This window comes from Bacillus sp. MC1252 (assembly GCF_056838025.1).
This window is the reverse complement of the sequence record NZ_CM166369.1, coordinates 1,384,420-1,400,338: the sequence shown is the minus strand read 5'-3', so window position 1 is coordinate 1,400,338 and position 15,919 is coordinate 1,384,420. Positions and strand designations below refer to the sequence as shown.

At 40.9% G+C, this 15,919-nt stretch carries 14 protein-coding genes; 5 read left to right on the top strand and 9 right to left on the bottom strand.

The genetic code is table 11. The annotated features are described in order from the left end of the window. Positions 1 to 49 precede the first annotated feature (49 nt). On the bottom strand, positions 50 to 967 hold the full coding sequence (gene cyoE, locus ACYH0L_RS07050) for a heme o synthase (RefSeq protein WP_047201764.1): 918 nt from the start codon (positions 965 to 967) through the stop codon (positions 50 to 52). A 393-nt stretch (positions 968 to 1,360) separates the two neighbouring features. On the opposite strand from cyoE, the gene ACYH0L_RS07045 reads away from it, so the two are divergent. Then, positions 1,361 to 2,284 (top strand): COX15/CtaA family protein, encoded by a 924-nt coding sequence (locus ACYH0L_RS07045; RefSeq protein ID WP_099725969.1) that lies wholly within the window; start codon positions 1,361 to 1,363, stop codon positions 2,282 to 2,284. A 39-nt stretch (positions 2,285 to 2,323) separates the two neighbouring features. Here ACYH0L_RS07045 and ACYH0L_RS07040 read toward each other — a convergent pair whose 3' ends face one another. From ACYH0L_RS07040 to glsA, 5 genes are all read right to left on the bottom strand, one after another. Continuing rightward, complete coding sequence (locus ACYH0L_RS07040; protein ID WP_482354438.1) at positions 2,324 to 3,757, bottom strand: cryptochrome/photolyase family protein; 1,434 nt, start codon at positions 3,755 to 3,757, stop codon at positions 2,324 to 2,326. Between the two features lie 98 nt (positions 3,758 to 3,855). Continuing rightward, the gene (pyc, locus tag ACYH0L_RS07035; RefSeq protein WP_482354437.1) at positions 3,856 to 7,302 is read right to left on the bottom strand and encodes a pyruvate carboxylase; all 3,447 of its coding nucleotides are present in this window, start codon (positions 7,300 to 7,302) and stop codon (positions 3,856 to 3,858) included. 79 nt (positions 7,303 to 7,381) lie between these two features. Next, positions 7,382 to 8,593 (bottom strand): putative lipid II flippase FtsW, encoded by a 1,212-nt coding sequence (gene ftsW, locus ACYH0L_RS07030; RefSeq protein WP_099725972.1) that lies wholly within the window; start codon positions 8,591 to 8,593, stop codon positions 7,382 to 7,384. Between the two features lie 209 nt (positions 8,594 to 8,802). Continuing rightward, the gene (locus ACYH0L_RS07025) at positions 8,803 to 9,084 is read right to left on the bottom strand and encodes an Fpa/YlaN family protein (protein WP_034318078.1); all 282 of its coding nucleotides are present in this window, start codon (positions 9,082 to 9,084) and stop codon (positions 8,803 to 8,805) included. Positions 9,085 to 9,206: 122 nt separating this feature from the next. Beyond that, the gene (gene glsA / locus ACYH0L_RS07020; RefSeq protein WP_230031438.1) at positions 9,207 to 10,136 is read right to left on the bottom strand and encodes a glutaminase A; all 930 of its coding nucleotides are present in this window, start codon (positions 10,134 to 10,136) and stop codon (positions 9,207 to 9,209) included. A 120-nt stretch (positions 10,137 to 10,256) separates the two neighbouring features. On the opposite strand from glsA, the gene ACYH0L_RS07015 reads away from it, so the two are divergent. Next, complete coding sequence (locus ACYH0L_RS07015; RefSeq protein WP_230031437.1) at positions 10,257 to 10,739, top strand: peptidyl-prolyl cis-trans isomerase; 483 nt, start codon at positions 10,257 to 10,259, stop codon at positions 10,737 to 10,739. 15 nt (positions 10,740 to 10,754) lie between these two features. On the opposite strand, the gene ACYH0L_RS07010 is transcribed toward ACYH0L_RS07015, so the two are convergent. Next, positions 10,755 to 12,077: a PhoH family protein gene (locus ACYH0L_RS07010; protein ID WP_099725975.1), complete on the bottom strand. Its 1,323-nt coding sequence runs from the start codon at positions 12,075 to 12,077 to the stop codon at positions 10,755 to 10,757. 140 nt (positions 12,078 to 12,217) lie between these two features. Here ACYH0L_RS07010 and ACYH0L_RS07005 point away from each other — a divergent pair, with 140 nt between their 5' ends. Together ACYH0L_RS07005 and ACYH0L_RS07000 are read left to right on the top strand one after the other, a co-directional pair. Further along, positions 12,218 to 12,835: a YhcN/YlaJ family sporulation lipoprotein gene (locus ACYH0L_RS07005; RefSeq protein ID WP_099725976.1), complete on the top strand. Its 618-nt coding sequence runs from the start codon at positions 12,218 to 12,220 to the stop codon at positions 12,833 to 12,835. Positions 12,836 to 12,938: 103 nt separating this feature from the next. Beyond that, positions 12,939 to 13,169, top strand: a complete 231-nt coding sequence (locus ACYH0L_RS07000) for a YlaI family protein (protein ID WP_012009835.1) — start codon at positions 12,939 to 12,941, stop codon at positions 13,167 to 13,169. 30 nt (positions 13,170 to 13,199) lie between these two features. Here ACYH0L_RS07000 and ACYH0L_RS06995 read toward each other — a convergent pair whose 3' ends face one another. Together ACYH0L_RS06995 and typA are read right to left on the bottom strand one after the other, a co-directional pair. Further along, the gene (locus tag ACYH0L_RS06995; protein WP_044334035.1) at positions 13,200 to 13,481 is read right to left on the bottom strand and encodes a YlaH-like family protein; all 282 of its coding nucleotides are present in this window, start codon (positions 13,479 to 13,481) and stop codon (positions 13,200 to 13,202) included. A gap of 97 nt (positions 13,482 to 13,578) precedes the next feature. Then, a complete protein-coding gene (gene typA, locus ACYH0L_RS06990; RefSeq protein ID WP_034318093.1) occupies positions 13,579 to 15,417 on the bottom strand; it encodes a translational GTPase TypA in 1,839 nt (612 codons plus the stop codon). A gap of 113 nt (positions 15,418 to 15,530) precedes the next feature. Here typA and ACYH0L_RS06985 point away from each other — a divergent pair, with 113 nt between their 5' ends. Beyond that, a complete protein-coding gene (locus ACYH0L_RS06985; RefSeq protein WP_099725978.1) occupies positions 15,531 to 15,710 on the top strand; it encodes a DUF5325 family protein in 180 nt (59 codons plus the stop codon). Positions 15,711 to 15,919: the final 209 nt, after the last annotated feature.

The following is a 15,919-nucleotide window of genomic DNA, read 5'->3' as shown; positions in this document are numbered from 1 at the left end:
TGTTATAAGATATAGCCATTGTTTTGATGTGATCAAAGTGTATTTCACTCTAGAATAGTGTAATAATAATCATCGCAACGAAAAAGATGGTTAAGTAGTTTAATGAATAAACGAACATCAGTGTAGACCACTTCATGACGTCTTTCATTTTAAAGCCCATGAGGCCAATGACGAGCCATCCAATGTTTAGCAATGTGCCAAGTGCCACAATCGGCCAACCTAATCCACCTAAGAAAAATGGAAGTGGAAGAAGACATGCTGTCCAAATGATAATTTGGCGTTTTGTAACTTCAAAGCCATAGACAACTGGAAGCATTGGAATGCCTGCCTTGCGGTAATCTTCTGTTTTCTTAATCGCAAGTGACAGGAAGTGCGGGATTTGCCAGATAAACATAATCATAAACAAAACCCAAGCCGTAGTGTCGATTGTGCCTGTGACAGCTGTCCAGCCGATTAATGGCGGAACCGCACCAGATACACTTCCAATAACAGTATTGATGGTGTAATGGCGTTTAGACCACATCGTGTAAAGGACGGCATAAGTAAAGACACCGATAAATCCAATCACTGCTGATGTAACAGTTGTCATCAGAAGCATAATGAGTCCAAGTACAACAAGCAATATGCCAAATGCATACGCTTGCCCCGGCTGAATTTTTCCTGTAACCGTCGGTCTTGTTTTTGTTCTTTCCATTAATATATCAATATCACGGTCAAACGCATTATTAATGGCGCATGAACCGGCAATAATAAGTGAAGAACCAATCATTGTTAACAGCACAATATCAAGATTCCCAAGGAAACTCATACCTGTAAAATAAAAAGCAAGCCACATTCCAGTAAATGTTGTAATGAAGTTGGAATTGACGATGCCCATTTTAATAAGCGCAAGAAAATCTTTCCAAGCTGTTGTTTCTTCTATTTGTCCATGAATAGCTGCTTCCGCGGCTGTTTTGGAATTTGCCAATGTGTATAACCTCCCTTGCCCAAACCTTCAAACGAACAAATGAAACGTAAAATCGTTACAACTCTATCATACAAGATAAACAGCTGTAAAAAAACATCCTATTAAATAATAAACGACAAACTTGAAGTTATTTGTGAACTTTTCGTGAATTTATTAGGATAGATGTGTGTTTCAGAAGGCGGTGCAAAATGAAATATTCTCTCCTCTATTTCTATCAGACTGTCAAAGAAAGATCAAGCACTCTAAATCTGTAAACTTTGTGAACTAACATATCATTTTTTTGTGAACTTTGATGATTATGAATTGCAACAGAACACGCATTTGGCTTAAACTTGAGAGCATGTGAGGTTTTCATTTGTATCAGAAGTTTTTTAGAGAAGGTGAAATAATTTGATGAAATTTGCTTTAAGGCTATTGAGCGTTGTCACAACGTTTGTGATGCTGATCGTTCTGATTGGCGGTGCGCTCGTTACAAAAACCGGCTCGGGTCTTGGCTGCGGCCGGCAGTGGCCCCTTTGCCACGGTCGTTTCTTTCCTGAAATGAACCCTGCTTCCATCATCGAATGGAGTCACCGCATGTCAACAGGGGTTTCCACGATTCTTGTACTGGCACTGGCGATCTTATGCTGGAAAAAAATTAGTCCAGTATTCCGTGAAACCAAATTCTTGGTCATCATGTCCATTATATTTTTACTGCTTCAAGCGCTGTTAGGGGCACTCGCTGTTGTGTTTGGTTCGAACGCACTTGTCATGGCACTGCACTTCGGTATTTCACTGATTTCTTTTGCTTCAATCTTACTGCTTGCCCTTCTTGTGTTTGAGGCAACCAGATCTGAAACAAAGCTTGTGAAGCCGCTTCATATCGGAAAAAGAATGCAGTTCCATATTTATGGCCTGATCACATATACGTATATCGTGGTGTATACGGGTGCTTATGTGAGACATACAAAATCAAGCCTTGCTTGTTCTGTCTTCCCATTTTGTTCAAAAGACGGCGCACTTCCAGCGTACTTTAATCAGTGGGTCCAAATGTCTCACCGAGCAGCAGCACTTCTTTTATTCGTATGGATATTTGTCGCTATGTTCCATGCCATTAAACATTATAAAGATCAGAAGCAGTTGTATTACGGATGGATCATTTCAGCCATTCTGATTACACTTCAAGCGATTTCAGGTGTGATGTCTGTTTATTCTCACCTTGCACTTGGTTATGCGCTTGCTCATTCATTCTTTATTTCTTGTTTGTTTGGAGTACTATGCTACTTCTGCTTACTCATTGCACGGTTTAAATATGAAAGCAAAGAGCCATTTAGATAAAAGTTTGTATCCCCTTTCCATGCGGAAAGGGGATTTCTTTTATTGTTGTTTTGCTTTTTCAAATAGCGAAATGGCTTTTTTGCGTCTTTCTTGATGATCGACTGTTGGCAGTGGGTATGCATCCCCTAGCACACATCCCGATTTCATTTGTTCATCAATCGGCATTTTACTTGGTTCATGAATCCATTTTTCTTCGACATGTTTTAGTTCAGGTACATATCTTCTGATAAATTCCCCGGTTGGATCAAACCGTTTCGATTGGGTCGTTGGATTAAAAATACGAAAGTAAGGAACAGCATCCGTTCCGACAGAGGCTGCCCACTGAAATCCCCCGATATTTGAAGCCTCATCATAATCCACGAGTTTTTTTGCGAAATACGCTTCGCCTTTTCTCCAATCAATCAAATAATCCTTTGTTAAAAATGAAGCAGTCACCATTCGCAAGCGGTTATGCATCCAGCCTTCTTCATTTAATTGCCTCATCCCTGCATCAACGAGCGGAAACCCTGTTTCACCTTTACACCAAGCTTCAAAAAGCATCTCATCTTCATTCCATTTCATCCCTTGAAATGCAGAATTGATTTCCTTTTCTTTCATCTCTGGATAGTGCGCAAAAATCATATGATAAAAATCACGCCACGCCAGCTCTTTGATAAAGGTTTCCCGGCCCTCGTCTTCATAAAGTGTTTCTTCATTGATAGCATGAAAGATCGTCCGGATAGAAATGGTTCCTGTTTTTAAGAACCGCGATAGTTTACTCGTTCCAAAAACAGACGGAATATCCCGTTTCTCATGATAACGCGTCAGTCTTTTTTGAATAAAGGTGTGCAGAGTGTTTATTGCTTTGTCTGAACCAATTTGATCAAATTTCCTTGAGGATCCCTTGATGATGCCTCGTAGCTTTTTATCCCCTTTTTGCGAAAGTGACTCGTCACAAATCGTATGCTCACTACTGAAAAATGATTTGTCAACTTTTATCACAGGCTGCTTCTCTTGCTTCCGCCATGATTGATAGTATGGAGTGAACACTTGATAATGAGACCCATCCGCTTTTAAAATGTCTCTCGCCCCATGAAGGTGTGTATCTTGCCACTTTGATACATGAATGCCCTTCTTTTCTAAAAAATCGGTTACTTGCTGGTCACGCCTTTGGCCGATACCCACTTCATCTTCATTAAAAAAGACGGCTTTGATGTCATACACATCCATGACCTGCTGAAAGGCGCGCAGGACATCATCATGGAGAAGGTGAACATACATTTGAGATTCTCTCGCTTCCTTGACGAAATGCGCCAAGTTTTGAAAGAAATGTTCGTTGTTTATATCCAGTTCCATTTCAGTAAAAAATGGATCTAGATGATAAAGAGCCAATAATTTATACTCGTGTTTTTTTGCATATGCAATCGCTTTTGATAAGGCGATATGATCATCCAATCGCATATCTCGTCGAAACCAAATCACGACAATTTCCAACTTTCTTCACCTCACTCTATAGTGTAATCACTCTCGCAGGCTGCTGCACATTTTAATGCGCTCAAAAAAGACACATCACGATGGATGTGTCTCCCTTATTATTCAGGCTTTAAGACAATCAGCAGATCACCGGTTTGAATCGGTTCTCCATTCGTAACATGAATTTCATCTACGACCGCAGAAAATGGTGCTTGAACGGTTGTTTCCATTTTCATGGCTTCATTGATCATCAAATGCTCACCTTGCGAGATTTTCTGCCCTTTTTCAACAAGCACTTTGATTACGGTGCCTGGCATCGATGCGGCAATGTGATTTGGATTTGAGCGATCCGCCTTCATTTTTTCTTGAACGGAGGATTTGATGCTTTCATCCTTAATCACTACTTCACGCGGCTGACCATTTAGCTCAAAGTAAAGAACTCTTGTGGCATCTGGATTCGGTTCTCCAATTGACACGAGTTTGACAATGAGGGTTTTTCCTTTTTCAATTTCCACCTCAATCTCTTCACCAAGTCTCATCCCATAGAAAAACGTCGGTGTGTCAAGAACAGAGATGTCACCATAGCTTTCTGCTGTTTGGACAAATTCAGAAAAGACTTTCGGATATAAGGCATACGCAATCGCATCTTGTTCTGTCAACGTCAGGTCATGTGATTCTTTGAATTGTTTTTTAATTTCTTCAAAGTCCACTGGCTCTAACTTCTCACCTGGTCTGACAGTCAGCGGTTCTTCCCCTTTTAAAATCAGCTTTTGCAGTTTTTCTGGGAATCCGCCATGCGGCTGACCTAAGTAGCCTTTAAATAATTCAACAACAGAATCCGGGAAGTCCAGTGTTGCTCCTTTTTCATAGACATCCTCTTCTGTTAGATCATTTTGCACCATATAAAGTGCCATATCTCCGACCACTTTAGAGGATGGTGTAACCTTTACAATATCACCAAACATGTCATTCACACGTCTGTACATTTCCTTTACTTCATTCCAGCGGTCGTCAAGACCTACACCTTTGGCCTGCTGCTGTAAGTTACTATACTGACCGCCAGGCATTTCATGCTCATAAATTTCTGTATGCGGCGAATTCATGCCGCTTTCGAACTCATGATAGTATTTTCTGACGGAATCCCAGTATTGAGAAAGACGTTCTAAAGCTTTGACGTTCATTTCTGGCTTTCTTTCATGACCATCTAAAGCATAGTATAATGAGCTCGCACTTGGCTGCGATGTGAGCCCCGCCATAGAGCTGACGGCAACATCAACAATATCAACACCTGCATCGATCGCTCTTGCATAGGTGAACAGTCCATTTCCACTCGTGTCATGCGTATGAAGATGAATTGGGATGGTCAGCTCATCTTTTAAAGCAGATACAAGCTCGTAAGCTGCCTGCGGTTTTAATAATCCCGCCATATCTTTAATGCCTAAAATATGAGCGCCTGCGAATTCAAGTTCCTTCGCAAGAGATACATAGTATTTAAGGTCATATTTCGGACGAGATGGATCAAGAATATCCCCCGTATAACAAATGGCTGCCTCAGCCACTTTGCCTGATTCGCGAACAGAATCAATGGCAAGCGTCATGCCTTTGACCCAGTTTAAGCTATCAAAAATACGGAACACGTCAATGCCCGCCTCAGCCGATTCCTTGACAAATGCTTTAATCACATTATCCGCATAGTTTGTATAGCCGACAGCGTTTGATGATCTTAAAAGCATTTGGAACAGCGTGTTCGGAACTTCTTGACGAAGCTCTTTCAGTCTTTCCCAAGGATCTTCTTTTAAGAAACGATACGCAACATCAAATGTAGCGCCGCCCCACATTTCCATACTGAATAGCTCTGGCCATAACCCTGCTGTTGGCTGGGCAATTTTCTTCAAGTCATTTGTTCTGAAGCGTGTCGCAAGCAAAGACTGATGCGCATCTCTAAAGGTTGTATCTGTTAAAAGAACATCGCTTTGTTCTTTTACCCAATTGGCGAGCCCCTCAGGTCCATGCATATCTAACAACTGTTTTGTCCCAGCCGGAACCTCTTCATGGACAGGAAGCTTCGGTACATTTGGTCTATCAAAATGAGGCTTCTTTTTCTCAGCGATACCAGGGAACCCATTAATGGTCACGTTACCAATATAAGTCAACATCTTTGTTCCGCGGTCTTTTTGTTTAGGGAAATTAAATAGCTCTGGTGATGAATCGATAAACGACGTATCGTATTCCCCTTTTAGAAACTTCTCATGCTTTGCCACGTTTTCAAGAAATGGGATATTCGTTTTAATGCCGCGAATCCTGAATTCTTGTAAATTACGGACCATTTTAGCAGCAGCCTGATCAAATGTGAGCGCCCATGTGGACAGCTTGACCAATAATGAATCGTAATAAGATGTAATGACCGCACCTTGGAAGCTGTTCCCAGCATCTAAGCGTACACCAAATCCCCCGCCTGAACGGTAGGCCATAATTTTTCCTGTGTCCGGCATAAAGTTATTCAAAGGATCTTCTGTCGTGACCCTTGATTGAATGGCAAATCCATGTGTGAAGATACCTTCTTGCTTTGGTATTCCGACTTCATTGCTATGGAGATCATGACCCTTTGCGACAAGAATTTGGGTTTGTACGATATCGACACCTGTGATCATTTCTGTGATCGTGTGTTCCACCTGTACCCTAGGATTGACTTCAATAAAATAAAACTCACCATTTGCGACTAGAAATTCTACAGTCCCAGCGTTAATATACGACACATTTCGAGCCAGCTTAACAGCCGCTTCGCAGATGTCTTCACGTAATTGATCTGTAAGAGACACACTTGGCGCAACTTCAATGACCTTTTGGTGACGCCTTTGGACAGAGCAGTCACGCTCATATAAATGAATGATATTGCCGTGATTGTCACCAATCACCTGCACTTCAATATGTTTCGGATTTTCAATCAGTTTCTCAACGTATACTTCGTCATTTCCAAAAGCAGCTTTCGCCTCTGACTTTGCACGGTCATAGCCTTCATTCAGCTCCTCTTTTGATTTGACAATCCGCATACCTCGGCCGCCGCCGCCAAGTGAAGCTTTAATAATAAACGGGTAACCGTATTCTTCACCGAATTTTTCGACTTCTTTGACCGAATCAACTGGCCCGTCACTTCCTGGAATGACTGGAATTCCAGCTTTTTTCGCTTCATCTCTCGCCTTTACTTTATCTCCAAACATATCTAAATGCTGAGAAGTTGGGCCGATAAATTGAATGCCTTCCTCTTCGCATCGTCTTGCAAAATGAATGTTTTCGGATAAAAATCCGTACCCTGGATGAATCGCATCCACTTCATTTCGTTTTGCAATTTCGATGATCCCCTCGATATCAAGGTAGGCATCAATCGGTTTTTTCCCTTCTCCAACTAGATATGCTTCATCTGCTTTATAGCGATGATAAGAGCCCGAGTCTTCTTTGGAGTAAATGGCCACTGTACGTAAATTAAGCTCTGTACAGGCCCTGAAGACTCTGATAGCAATTTCCCCTCTGTTTGCAACTAGAACCTTTTGAATTGTTCTCTGTGACATTCTCACTCCTCCATATCCCTTAAAATTTTATATGTACTCTATAATAAAGGAAGAAATGAAAACTGTACACTTTTGTTTTCTAAAGATTCAAAGTTTTCTGCAATCCATTTTTTTGAAGCGATGGTTTACTGATTGATTTTTTCTTTTTATAACGCTCTTTATATTCAGTGAACATACTGATATTCAGCAGTATTCCCATACATCCGCTTAATAAAATGATGGACGATCCCCCGTAGCTGATAAACGGAAGTGTCACCCCAGTGATTGGAATAAGACCTGAAACACCACCCAAATTGATACATGTTTGGATCGCAATCATCGAGGAAATTCCTATTGCAAGCAAACTTCCAAACGGATCCTCACACTTTCTCGCAATATAAAAACCTTTCACGACGATGAAGCCAAGCAGAGCTAGAACAAAAAATACACCGAAAAAGCCAAGCTCTTCCGAGATGATCGCCATGATAAAATCTGTATGCGGCTCTGGAAGATACCCATACTTTTGGACACTCTCTCCAAGTCCAAGACCAAAAAAACCACCTGATCCAATCGCATAATATGAATTAATCAATTGATGCCCAGTGGCGCCTGCATCTTTAAATGGATCTTGGAAACTTTCAAAACGTCCGAGACGATTTTGTGTGAAAATTTTATCCCAAAACAGCATAATAAACGGTGTCACGATAACCATCACCGCACTAAATAGTGCTAACAGCTTCGCAAGCGTTTTACCGCTAAAGCCTGAGCATAAAATCATCGCAAGGGCAATCATGCCAATGATAAAGGCTGTCCCATAGTCTGGCTGCAAAATGATGAAGCCGCATAAGATGGAGACAATCACGATTGGAGGAGTGACTCCTCTTAAAATATGATCAATATAATGCTGCTTTTTTGCATACACAGCAGCAAGATAGATGATGACGACAATCTTCACAAATTCTGCTGGCTGAAGACTAAAAGGTCCTAATTTAATCCAGCTTCTAGCATTCCCTGCAATGTGACCGCCAAAGTACACATAGATGAGTGAAAAAACAGAAAGCAGCAGCATACCGATCTGGAATTTTTTATTTGAAAACAGCTGATACGGAACCAGGGCTGCAAAGATCAAGATGACCGCCCCAACAATCATAAATAAAAGCTGTTTCTTAAAAAAATTATCTGGCGCGGCATCATATCTGATGACAGATGTTATCATACTTGAGCTATACACCATCACCAAACCGAATGCGCTAATGAATATAATGGCGAACAATAATGAGTAGTCATACGATTTTAGCATTCTCTTTAACATATAATCCTCTTCCTAACGTCTGTTTCTTCTGCTTGATATCCTCTTAGCTGTTCTTATTCTACTACATTTTCTCCGTTTGATCCCGTTTTACCTCTTTTATATTGTTCGTCATTCATGAAAGAATCAAGTCCGTTTCTTCTCAAACAATCAAAAGAAATGGAGGACAAAAAAACTCAAACTTATGTTGTGGAAGTTTGAGTTTTCAATCATTATTTTTTTGTGAACGCATCATGAAGTGCGGAAAGCTCTCTCTCAAGTTTATCGAGTAGTTTCTTGCCTTCATGTTGATCAACTAATCCAAGTCGGACAGCAAAATCAATTTCTCTCGATAATCCGAACATTTGAGTATCTAAAACCTCTTCATAAAGAGGACATTGCGGCATCGTTAAGTTGTCCATTTGCACTTGGATCAATTTTAAAATTTTATCTGCATCCAATTTTAATAAAGACAGTGCTTTTTGCCGATGATCGACTAAAATTTCTGACGCCAAAAGTATCCCTCCGTTCCCCAGGCGAGTACCTAATTCTTCTATTTATCATAAAGCGAAACGCCCAAAATTGCAAGCAGATTTGTACAGTTCGCTTTGTAAAAATAAAAAGAAGGCATGAGTTGTTAAAAGATACTCATTTCATATTTTTCACTCATGAGCTCAAGCAGCTTAATACCAGCAATACTATTCCCTTTCTCATCCAGTGCAGGCCCGAAGATGCCAATCCCAAAATCATATGGCGCTGCCCCCATAATCCCGCCGGAGACACCGCTTTTGGCAGGAATCCCGATATTAATGGCAAATTCTCCGCTTGCATTGTACATTCCGCAAGTCACCATAAAGGTTTTACAAATTCTAGCGACATCTTTTGAAAGGATCTGCTTCCCCGTCTCTGGATGCCTGCCGTCTAATGAAAAAACACAAGCGATTTTCGCCAAATCCAAGCTGTTCATCATGATGGCACATTGTTTCGTATAGACGTCCATGACCTCTTCTACATTCCCTCTAATGATATGATATTGCTTCATGTAATAGCACATGGCGCGGTTAATCATCGATGTCTCAAATTCGGAAGCAGCTGTGTCTTTGCAGTATGTAATGCTTGTGTCATTTGCAAGCTCTCTAATAAAAGCAAGTAGTCGGTTGAGCTGATCTTGCGGCGTCGCACCTTTTATTAAACTTGTGACTGCGAGCGCTCCTGCATTAATCATTGGATTCAGCGGCTTATTCGGGCTTGCTGTTTCAAGTTTAATCATCGAATTAAATGGGTCGCCTGTTGGTTCCTGCCCAACAAATTGAAATACTTTTTTTGGCCCTTCTTCTGAAAGCACGAGCGCAAGTGCTAATACTTTTGAAATACTTTGAAGGGTAAAGCGTTTATCTACATCTCCCGCCGAGTGGCAAGTATTACTCACATGATAAACAGCCACAGATAAATCTGTCTGATCCGCTTTACCGAGAGCGGGAATATAGGATGCTACTTTGCCATTTTTGGCGACTTTTTTTGCTTCTTCTACAATTCGCTGAAGCTCTTCATTGTCACGACACGCCATGCCCAAAATCCTCCCTATCTTTCATGTAAGGTTAGTGTGTACAAAAAGAAGCATGTTTATGAAAGTGACAAAGCGGGCGAAAACTTCTATAATTTATGATGGAAAGGGGTTGTCTTGAACATGAGCATTATTCAAATTAAGGGGAACGTACGGTACAAGATCACCATTGATCCAAGTGTGTGGATTTTTGATGACCGCAAATTTTTAATGGATTCATTTTTTGAGAAAAGCGCAGCAAGTGAAGAGAATCAGCTTGATCAGGAGCTTGACCAAGAGCGGGTCATAAGAGAAGGTCAAACACTTCCACCCACTTTAAAAACAGAGAAGAAGTACGAAAAAGAAAGACTCGTCACAGGCAGCTTCGGTATGAAGCTTGGCGACATGCTGAAAAATGCAGAACCGCTTGATGCGGCGGCAACGTGTGAATTTGTCACAGAAACGGAAACAATTGCTGTGCCGCTTTCTAAGGCAATGGAAAGCATTGCTCATTTCAGCCAAAATGGAAAGCCTATTACAGAAGAAGGACCAATCCACGTTTATTTCGAGGATCAGTCCAACTTAACTCGGCCGATTAAAGGTGTAAAAGAGCTAATCATTACATAAGATAGAGGATCTGGACTATAATAAATCAGCTGCAAGCTGTGCAAGTCCAGATCTTTCTCCTTTGACAAGCTTGACATGTCCAGATATTTGTTGCCCTTTGAAACGCTCAATGACATACGTAAGCCCATTATTTAAGCTATCTAAATAAGGATGATCAATCTGCTCTGGATCCCCCATCAGCACAATTTTACTTCCCTCTCCAACTCGCGTTAATAATGTTTTCACTTCGTGTTTTGTTAAATTTTGCGCCTCATCAATGATGATAAATTGATCAGGTATACTTCTTCCACGGATATACGTTAAAGCTTCCACTTGAATCGAACCAATACCCGCTAAGATCGCATCAAGTTCTCCAGGTTTTTTTGTATTAAATAAAAATTCTAAATTGTCATAGATCGGCTGCATCCACGGCCTGAGCTTTTCTTCCTTCTCGCCTGGCAAGTAGCCTAAATCCTTACCAACAGGCACAATTGAGCGGGCCACGATGAGCTTTTTAAACATGCCGAAATCCTCTGTTTGCATCAATCCAGCAGCAAGTGCAAGCAATGTTTTGCCTGTCCCCGCTTTTCCGATGAGCGTCACGAGCGGGATATCACGCCGTAAAAGTAGCTCTAGCGCCATTGTCTGCTGGACATTTTTCGGGCGGATTCCCCAAATATGTTCTTGATCATAAATAAGACGCTTGACGAGCTCTCCTTTTTGATCAAGCATTCCTATAGCAGACCCCCCTTCATTTCCCTTCATAATGACGAATTGATGAGGGTTTAACGAGGCATTGGTGACGTCTTTTACGTGTAGCTGATTTTGCTTATAAAATGCATTCAACTGCTCAGTCGGAATATAGAGCTCGTGGTAGCCATTATCAATGTCTTCATTTTGCAGCACACGATCACTTAAGAAATCCTCTGCTTGAAGCCCAATAGCATCTGCCTTCACTCGCACTAAGACATCCTTGCTGACTAAAATGACAGGCCGCCCATGAGGCTTTGTTTCTTCCTCTAAGCTCAAATTCTTCGCGACAGCCAAAATCCGATTATCGTTCGTTTTTTCAATGAAAATTTCTTGAAGCTCATGGAAAGAGCGGTGATTCAGTTCAATGCGCAGCGTCCCTTTTGACTCTAGCGTAATTTTTTCATGCAGTTTCCCTTTCGATCTCAAACCGTCGATTAAACGTGAAACGCGCCGAGCATTTTGCCCAACCTCGTCCATATATCTCTTTTTAGAGTCTACTTCTTCTAACACAACGGCCGGAATGACGACCTCGTTGTCTTCAAATGAAAAGATTGAATTCGGATCCTGTAATAACACATTCGTGTCTAATACATAAATTTTACTCAGGTCCTTCGCCTCCTGATCGGGGTTTCATTCATCCTTGTCTTTCCCAAAACGATTGTTAAAATATATGTTTTCATGAATAAAGTTAGAAGGTTAATTCAACAATAAAATAAATCATGCAGTTTGTGAAGGAGGGAATACACATGCGACTATTTGTTACATTATTCATGATTCATACCATTTTTCTGTTGGGCGCTTGCCAGCAGCAGGAAAAGCCAGAGGCTTTGGACAAGCAAGATGGACGCCAGCATTTAGTACGGGTGTCAGACTCAACCAAGAAAAATACCGATCAAGCCCGCCCATCAACAGATGTTGCGCAGCATCTTGTCAATGTGACCGAGCACGTAGCAGATGTAAATGATGCAACGGCTATCGTTATCGGCCGCTATGCTGTTGTTGGCATTGATGTAAAAGATGATTTAGATAGAAGCAAAGTCGAAACCATTAAATATTCAGTCGCAAAAGCGCTGAAAAATGACCCAGAGGGTGCGAATGCTGTTGTGGTCGCTGACCCAGATACAGTCAGCCGTTTAAAAGAAATGGGCAAAGAAATTCAAGCAGGCCGTCCTGTAAGTGGTATTATGGATGAACTAGCTGCCATTGTCGGACGTGTGATGCCAGAGATGCCGCGAAATGAAATCGATCGTAGCGAAAAGGACCCGACAAATGATCCGAATGATCAGCTCAAACAAAACGATCAAAAGCAGTTAGACAAAAATCAAAACGATCAATCAAACCATCATATGAATCAGAAGAAATAATGAGAAAGGCTTATATCTCCTGTGATATAAGCCTTTTACTACGCTGATTTCAAGTGGTCCAGAAAACATGCTATAATGAATGCAATAAAGTGAGGTGAAAATGATGAGAGTGAAGTGCTCATTATGTGAAAAGCTTGAAACCATTGATGATGATACACTCGTTGCTAAGCGGTTAAGAAATCGACCGATTCATACATATATGTGCGATGACTGCCAAGAAAGAATTAAAGTAAAGACAGAAGCACGCATCAAAACTGGCAGATTCTCTCTTTATCAAGATCCTGCGACGAAAGAGAAAAAGAAGAAAAAAGGAAAAAAAGAACAAAAAACATAAAAAAAGACCTGACACATGTTCAGGTCTTTTTTACGTATTTACTGTTCCTTCTTTTTTCGCACGATGCAGCCGTATTTTATAAATAATCAAAATGGCAGCTGCCACGACCAAGCCTTCCGCTACTGGCAAGAAGATTCCTAGAAATGTGAGAAACGTACAGCCAAAAATCAAAAACAAATAAATCACGAGCGCTTTTAAAATCGGTAAACGTCTAGCAAAGCCGAGCTTAAAAACAATAATCGCTAAAACAAGGATGGTGCCATATAGGAGCCACATCCCTGTTTGCGGATTTTCATCGACACGAAACAGCATCGCGAAAAAGGATAGATTCTCACTTACTTCCTGATCATTCAAAAAGATTCCCTCCCCTTATCTTTCAGGGTTCTATCTTTGTTAATTCTTCATGGAATTATGATAATCCTGCTAGCTTTTTCTTCTTCGCCGCTTTCTCACGTTCGTTTTTATCTAAAATTTTCTTTCTTAGACGAATGGATTCTGGTGTAACCTCACAGTATTCGTCTTCATTAAGGTACTCAAGAGATTCCTCAAGTGACATAATACGTGGTTTTTTCATACTAACCGTTTGATCTTTTGTCGCTGAACGTACGTTCGTTTGTTGTTTCATACGGCTAACGTTGACAACAAGGTCGTTCTCACGGTTATGCTCACCAACAATCATTCCTTGATACACTTCAGTACCCGGCTCAACAAAAATCACACCGCGCTCTTCAACGCCTTGGATTCCGTAAGAAGTTGCTTTGCCTGTTTCCATTGAAACAAGTACACCTTGACGGCGTCCGCCAACTTGACCAGACTGCATCGGCTGATAGCTGTCAAACGTATGGTTCAGAATACCAAAACCACGAGTTAATGAAAGAAATTCAGTTGTATATCCGATTAAACCACGTGATGGTACTGTAAAGATCAGGCGAACTTGACCGTTACCATTGTTGATCATGTCAATCATGTCACCTTTTCTTGCGCCCATTGATTCCATGATAGAGCCAGTGTGCTCTTCTGGTACATCAATTTGAACGCGTTCTACAGGCTCACATCGAACACCATCCACTTCTTTTACAATAACTTCTGGCTTCGATACTTGTAATTCAAACCCTTCACGTCTCATATTCTCAATCAGAATCGATAAGTGAAGCTCCCCGCGTCCAGATACAACCCAAGCATCAGGTGAATCAGTTGGATCCACGCGAAGACTTACGTCTGTTTGAAGCTGCTGCTCTAAACGCTCTTCTATTTTACGTGAAGTCACGTATTTCCCTTCACGGCCTGCAAATGGGCTGTTATTGACAACAAACGTCATTTGAAGTGTCGGCTCATCAATACGAAGGATTGGCAGTGCCTCTTGGTGTTCTACCGGACAAACTGTTTCACCTACGTTGATGTCTTCCATACCAGATACAGCGACAAGATCTCCAGCTTTCGCTTCATTGATTTCCACTCGTTTTAACCCTTGGAAACCAAAAATCTTTGTCACACGGAATTGTTTCACACTGCCATCAACTTTCATCAGGGCCACTTGCTGTCCTACTTGCATTGTTCCTCTGAATACACGGCCGATTCCAATTCTTCCAACATAATCATTGTAATCAAGTAGCGCCACTTGGAATTGAAGCGGCTCTTCATGGTTATCAATTGGGCTTGGAATATGGTTGACAATTGCTTCAAACAAAGATTCCATGTTTTCATCTTGCTTGCTCGCATCATTACTTGCCGTACCATTGATTGCTGATGCATACACAACTGGGAATTCAAGCTGTTCTTCTGTTGCATCCAATTCAATGAACAAGTCAATGACTTCATCGACTACTTCAGCCGGACGAGCAAAGTCGCGGTCAATTTTATTGACAACAACAATTGGTGTTAAGTTTTGCTCAAGTGCTTTTTTCAGCACAAATCGTGTTTGAGGCATACAGCCTTCATAAGCGTCCACCACGAGAAGTACACCATCTACCATTTTCATGATACGCTCAACCTCACCACCGAAATCGGCGTGTCCTGGTGTATCTAAAATATTAATGCGTGTATCTTTATAATGGATCGCAGTATTTTTAGCTAAAATCGTAATACCACGCTCTCGCTCTAAATCATTTGAATCCATGGCTCTCTCAGCGATATTTTCATTCGCACGGAAAGTACCAGCTTGATGGAGCAATTGGTCAACAAGCGTCGTTTTACCATGGTCAACGTGGGCAATAATTGCGATGTTGCGAAGATCTTTTCGAAGTTTCACATTTTCATCTCCTAAAATAATTAGATAACTTTCATATTATATCACAATCCCCTTTAAAATCCGATCGTTTTTCTGTAAACTTATATTAACTCTAAAAAAAGGGATGGAGACAAATGAAACAAATCAAATGGCTTCTATTATTATGTGCATTACTTGCAGTCGTCAGTATGGCGTTTATTGGGGTATCTGTTGCAGAAAAAAGCATACTGGGAACATGCCTTAGTATCGTGTTCGCCTTGATTTTCATGGGTACAGGATTTACATTAAAAAGAAAATTAAACGTGCAATCATAAATTTTTTCAAAAGCCTTTTACATTCTACATGTAGAAGGCTTTTTATTTTGAGCAAAAACAAGACCAACCACCCATGAAAAACCGAGTAATCAGACTGAAAATAGCATATAGACTTGGCAAATATAAGCAATCTGAACCTCTCTATTTTTCGACAAGAACTTTTATAGTTCTCCAAAATCAAACACAAAGTTACATTTTTCCTATTCTTC

What these genes read in the sequence shown, in the direction of transcription:
- ACYH0L_RS07045 (WP_099725969.1), top strand. Translation starts at nt 1,361, where the DNA reads ATGAAATTTGCTTTAAGGCTATTGAGCGTTGTCACAACGTTTGTGATG.
- pyc (WP_482354437.1), bottom strand. Translation starts at nt 7,302, where the DNA reads ATGTCACAGAGAACAATTCAAAAGGTTCTAGTTGCAAACAGAGGGGAA.
- ftsW (WP_099725972.1), bottom strand. Translation starts at nt 8,593, where the DNA reads ATGTTAAAGAGAATGCTAAAATCGTATGACTACTCATTATTGTTCGCC.
- glsA (WP_230031438.1), bottom strand. Translation starts at nt 10,136, where the DNA reads ATGGCGTGTCGTGACAATGAAGAGCTTCAGCGAATTGTAGAAGAAGCA.
- ACYH0L_RS07015 (WP_230031437.1), top strand. Translation starts at nt 10,257, where the DNA reads ATGAGCATTATTCAAATTAAGGGGAACGTACGGTACAAGATCACCATT.
- ACYH0L_RS07005 (WP_099725976.1), top strand. Translation starts at nt 12,218, where the DNA reads ATGCGACTATTTGTTACATTATTCATGATTCATACCATTTTTCTGTTG.
- ACYH0L_RS07000 (WP_012009835.1), top strand. Translation starts at nt 12,939, where the DNA reads ATGAGAGTGAAGTGCTCATTATGTGAAAAGCTTGAAACCATTGATGAT.
- ACYH0L_RS06995 (WP_044334035.1), bottom strand. Translation starts at nt 13,481, where the DNA reads ATGCTGTTTCGTGTCGATGAAAATCCGCAAACAGGGATGTGGCTCCTA.
- ACYH0L_RS06985 (WP_099725978.1), top strand. Translation starts at nt 15,531, where the DNA reads ATGAAACAAATCAAATGGCTTCTATTATTATGTGCATTACTTGCAGTC.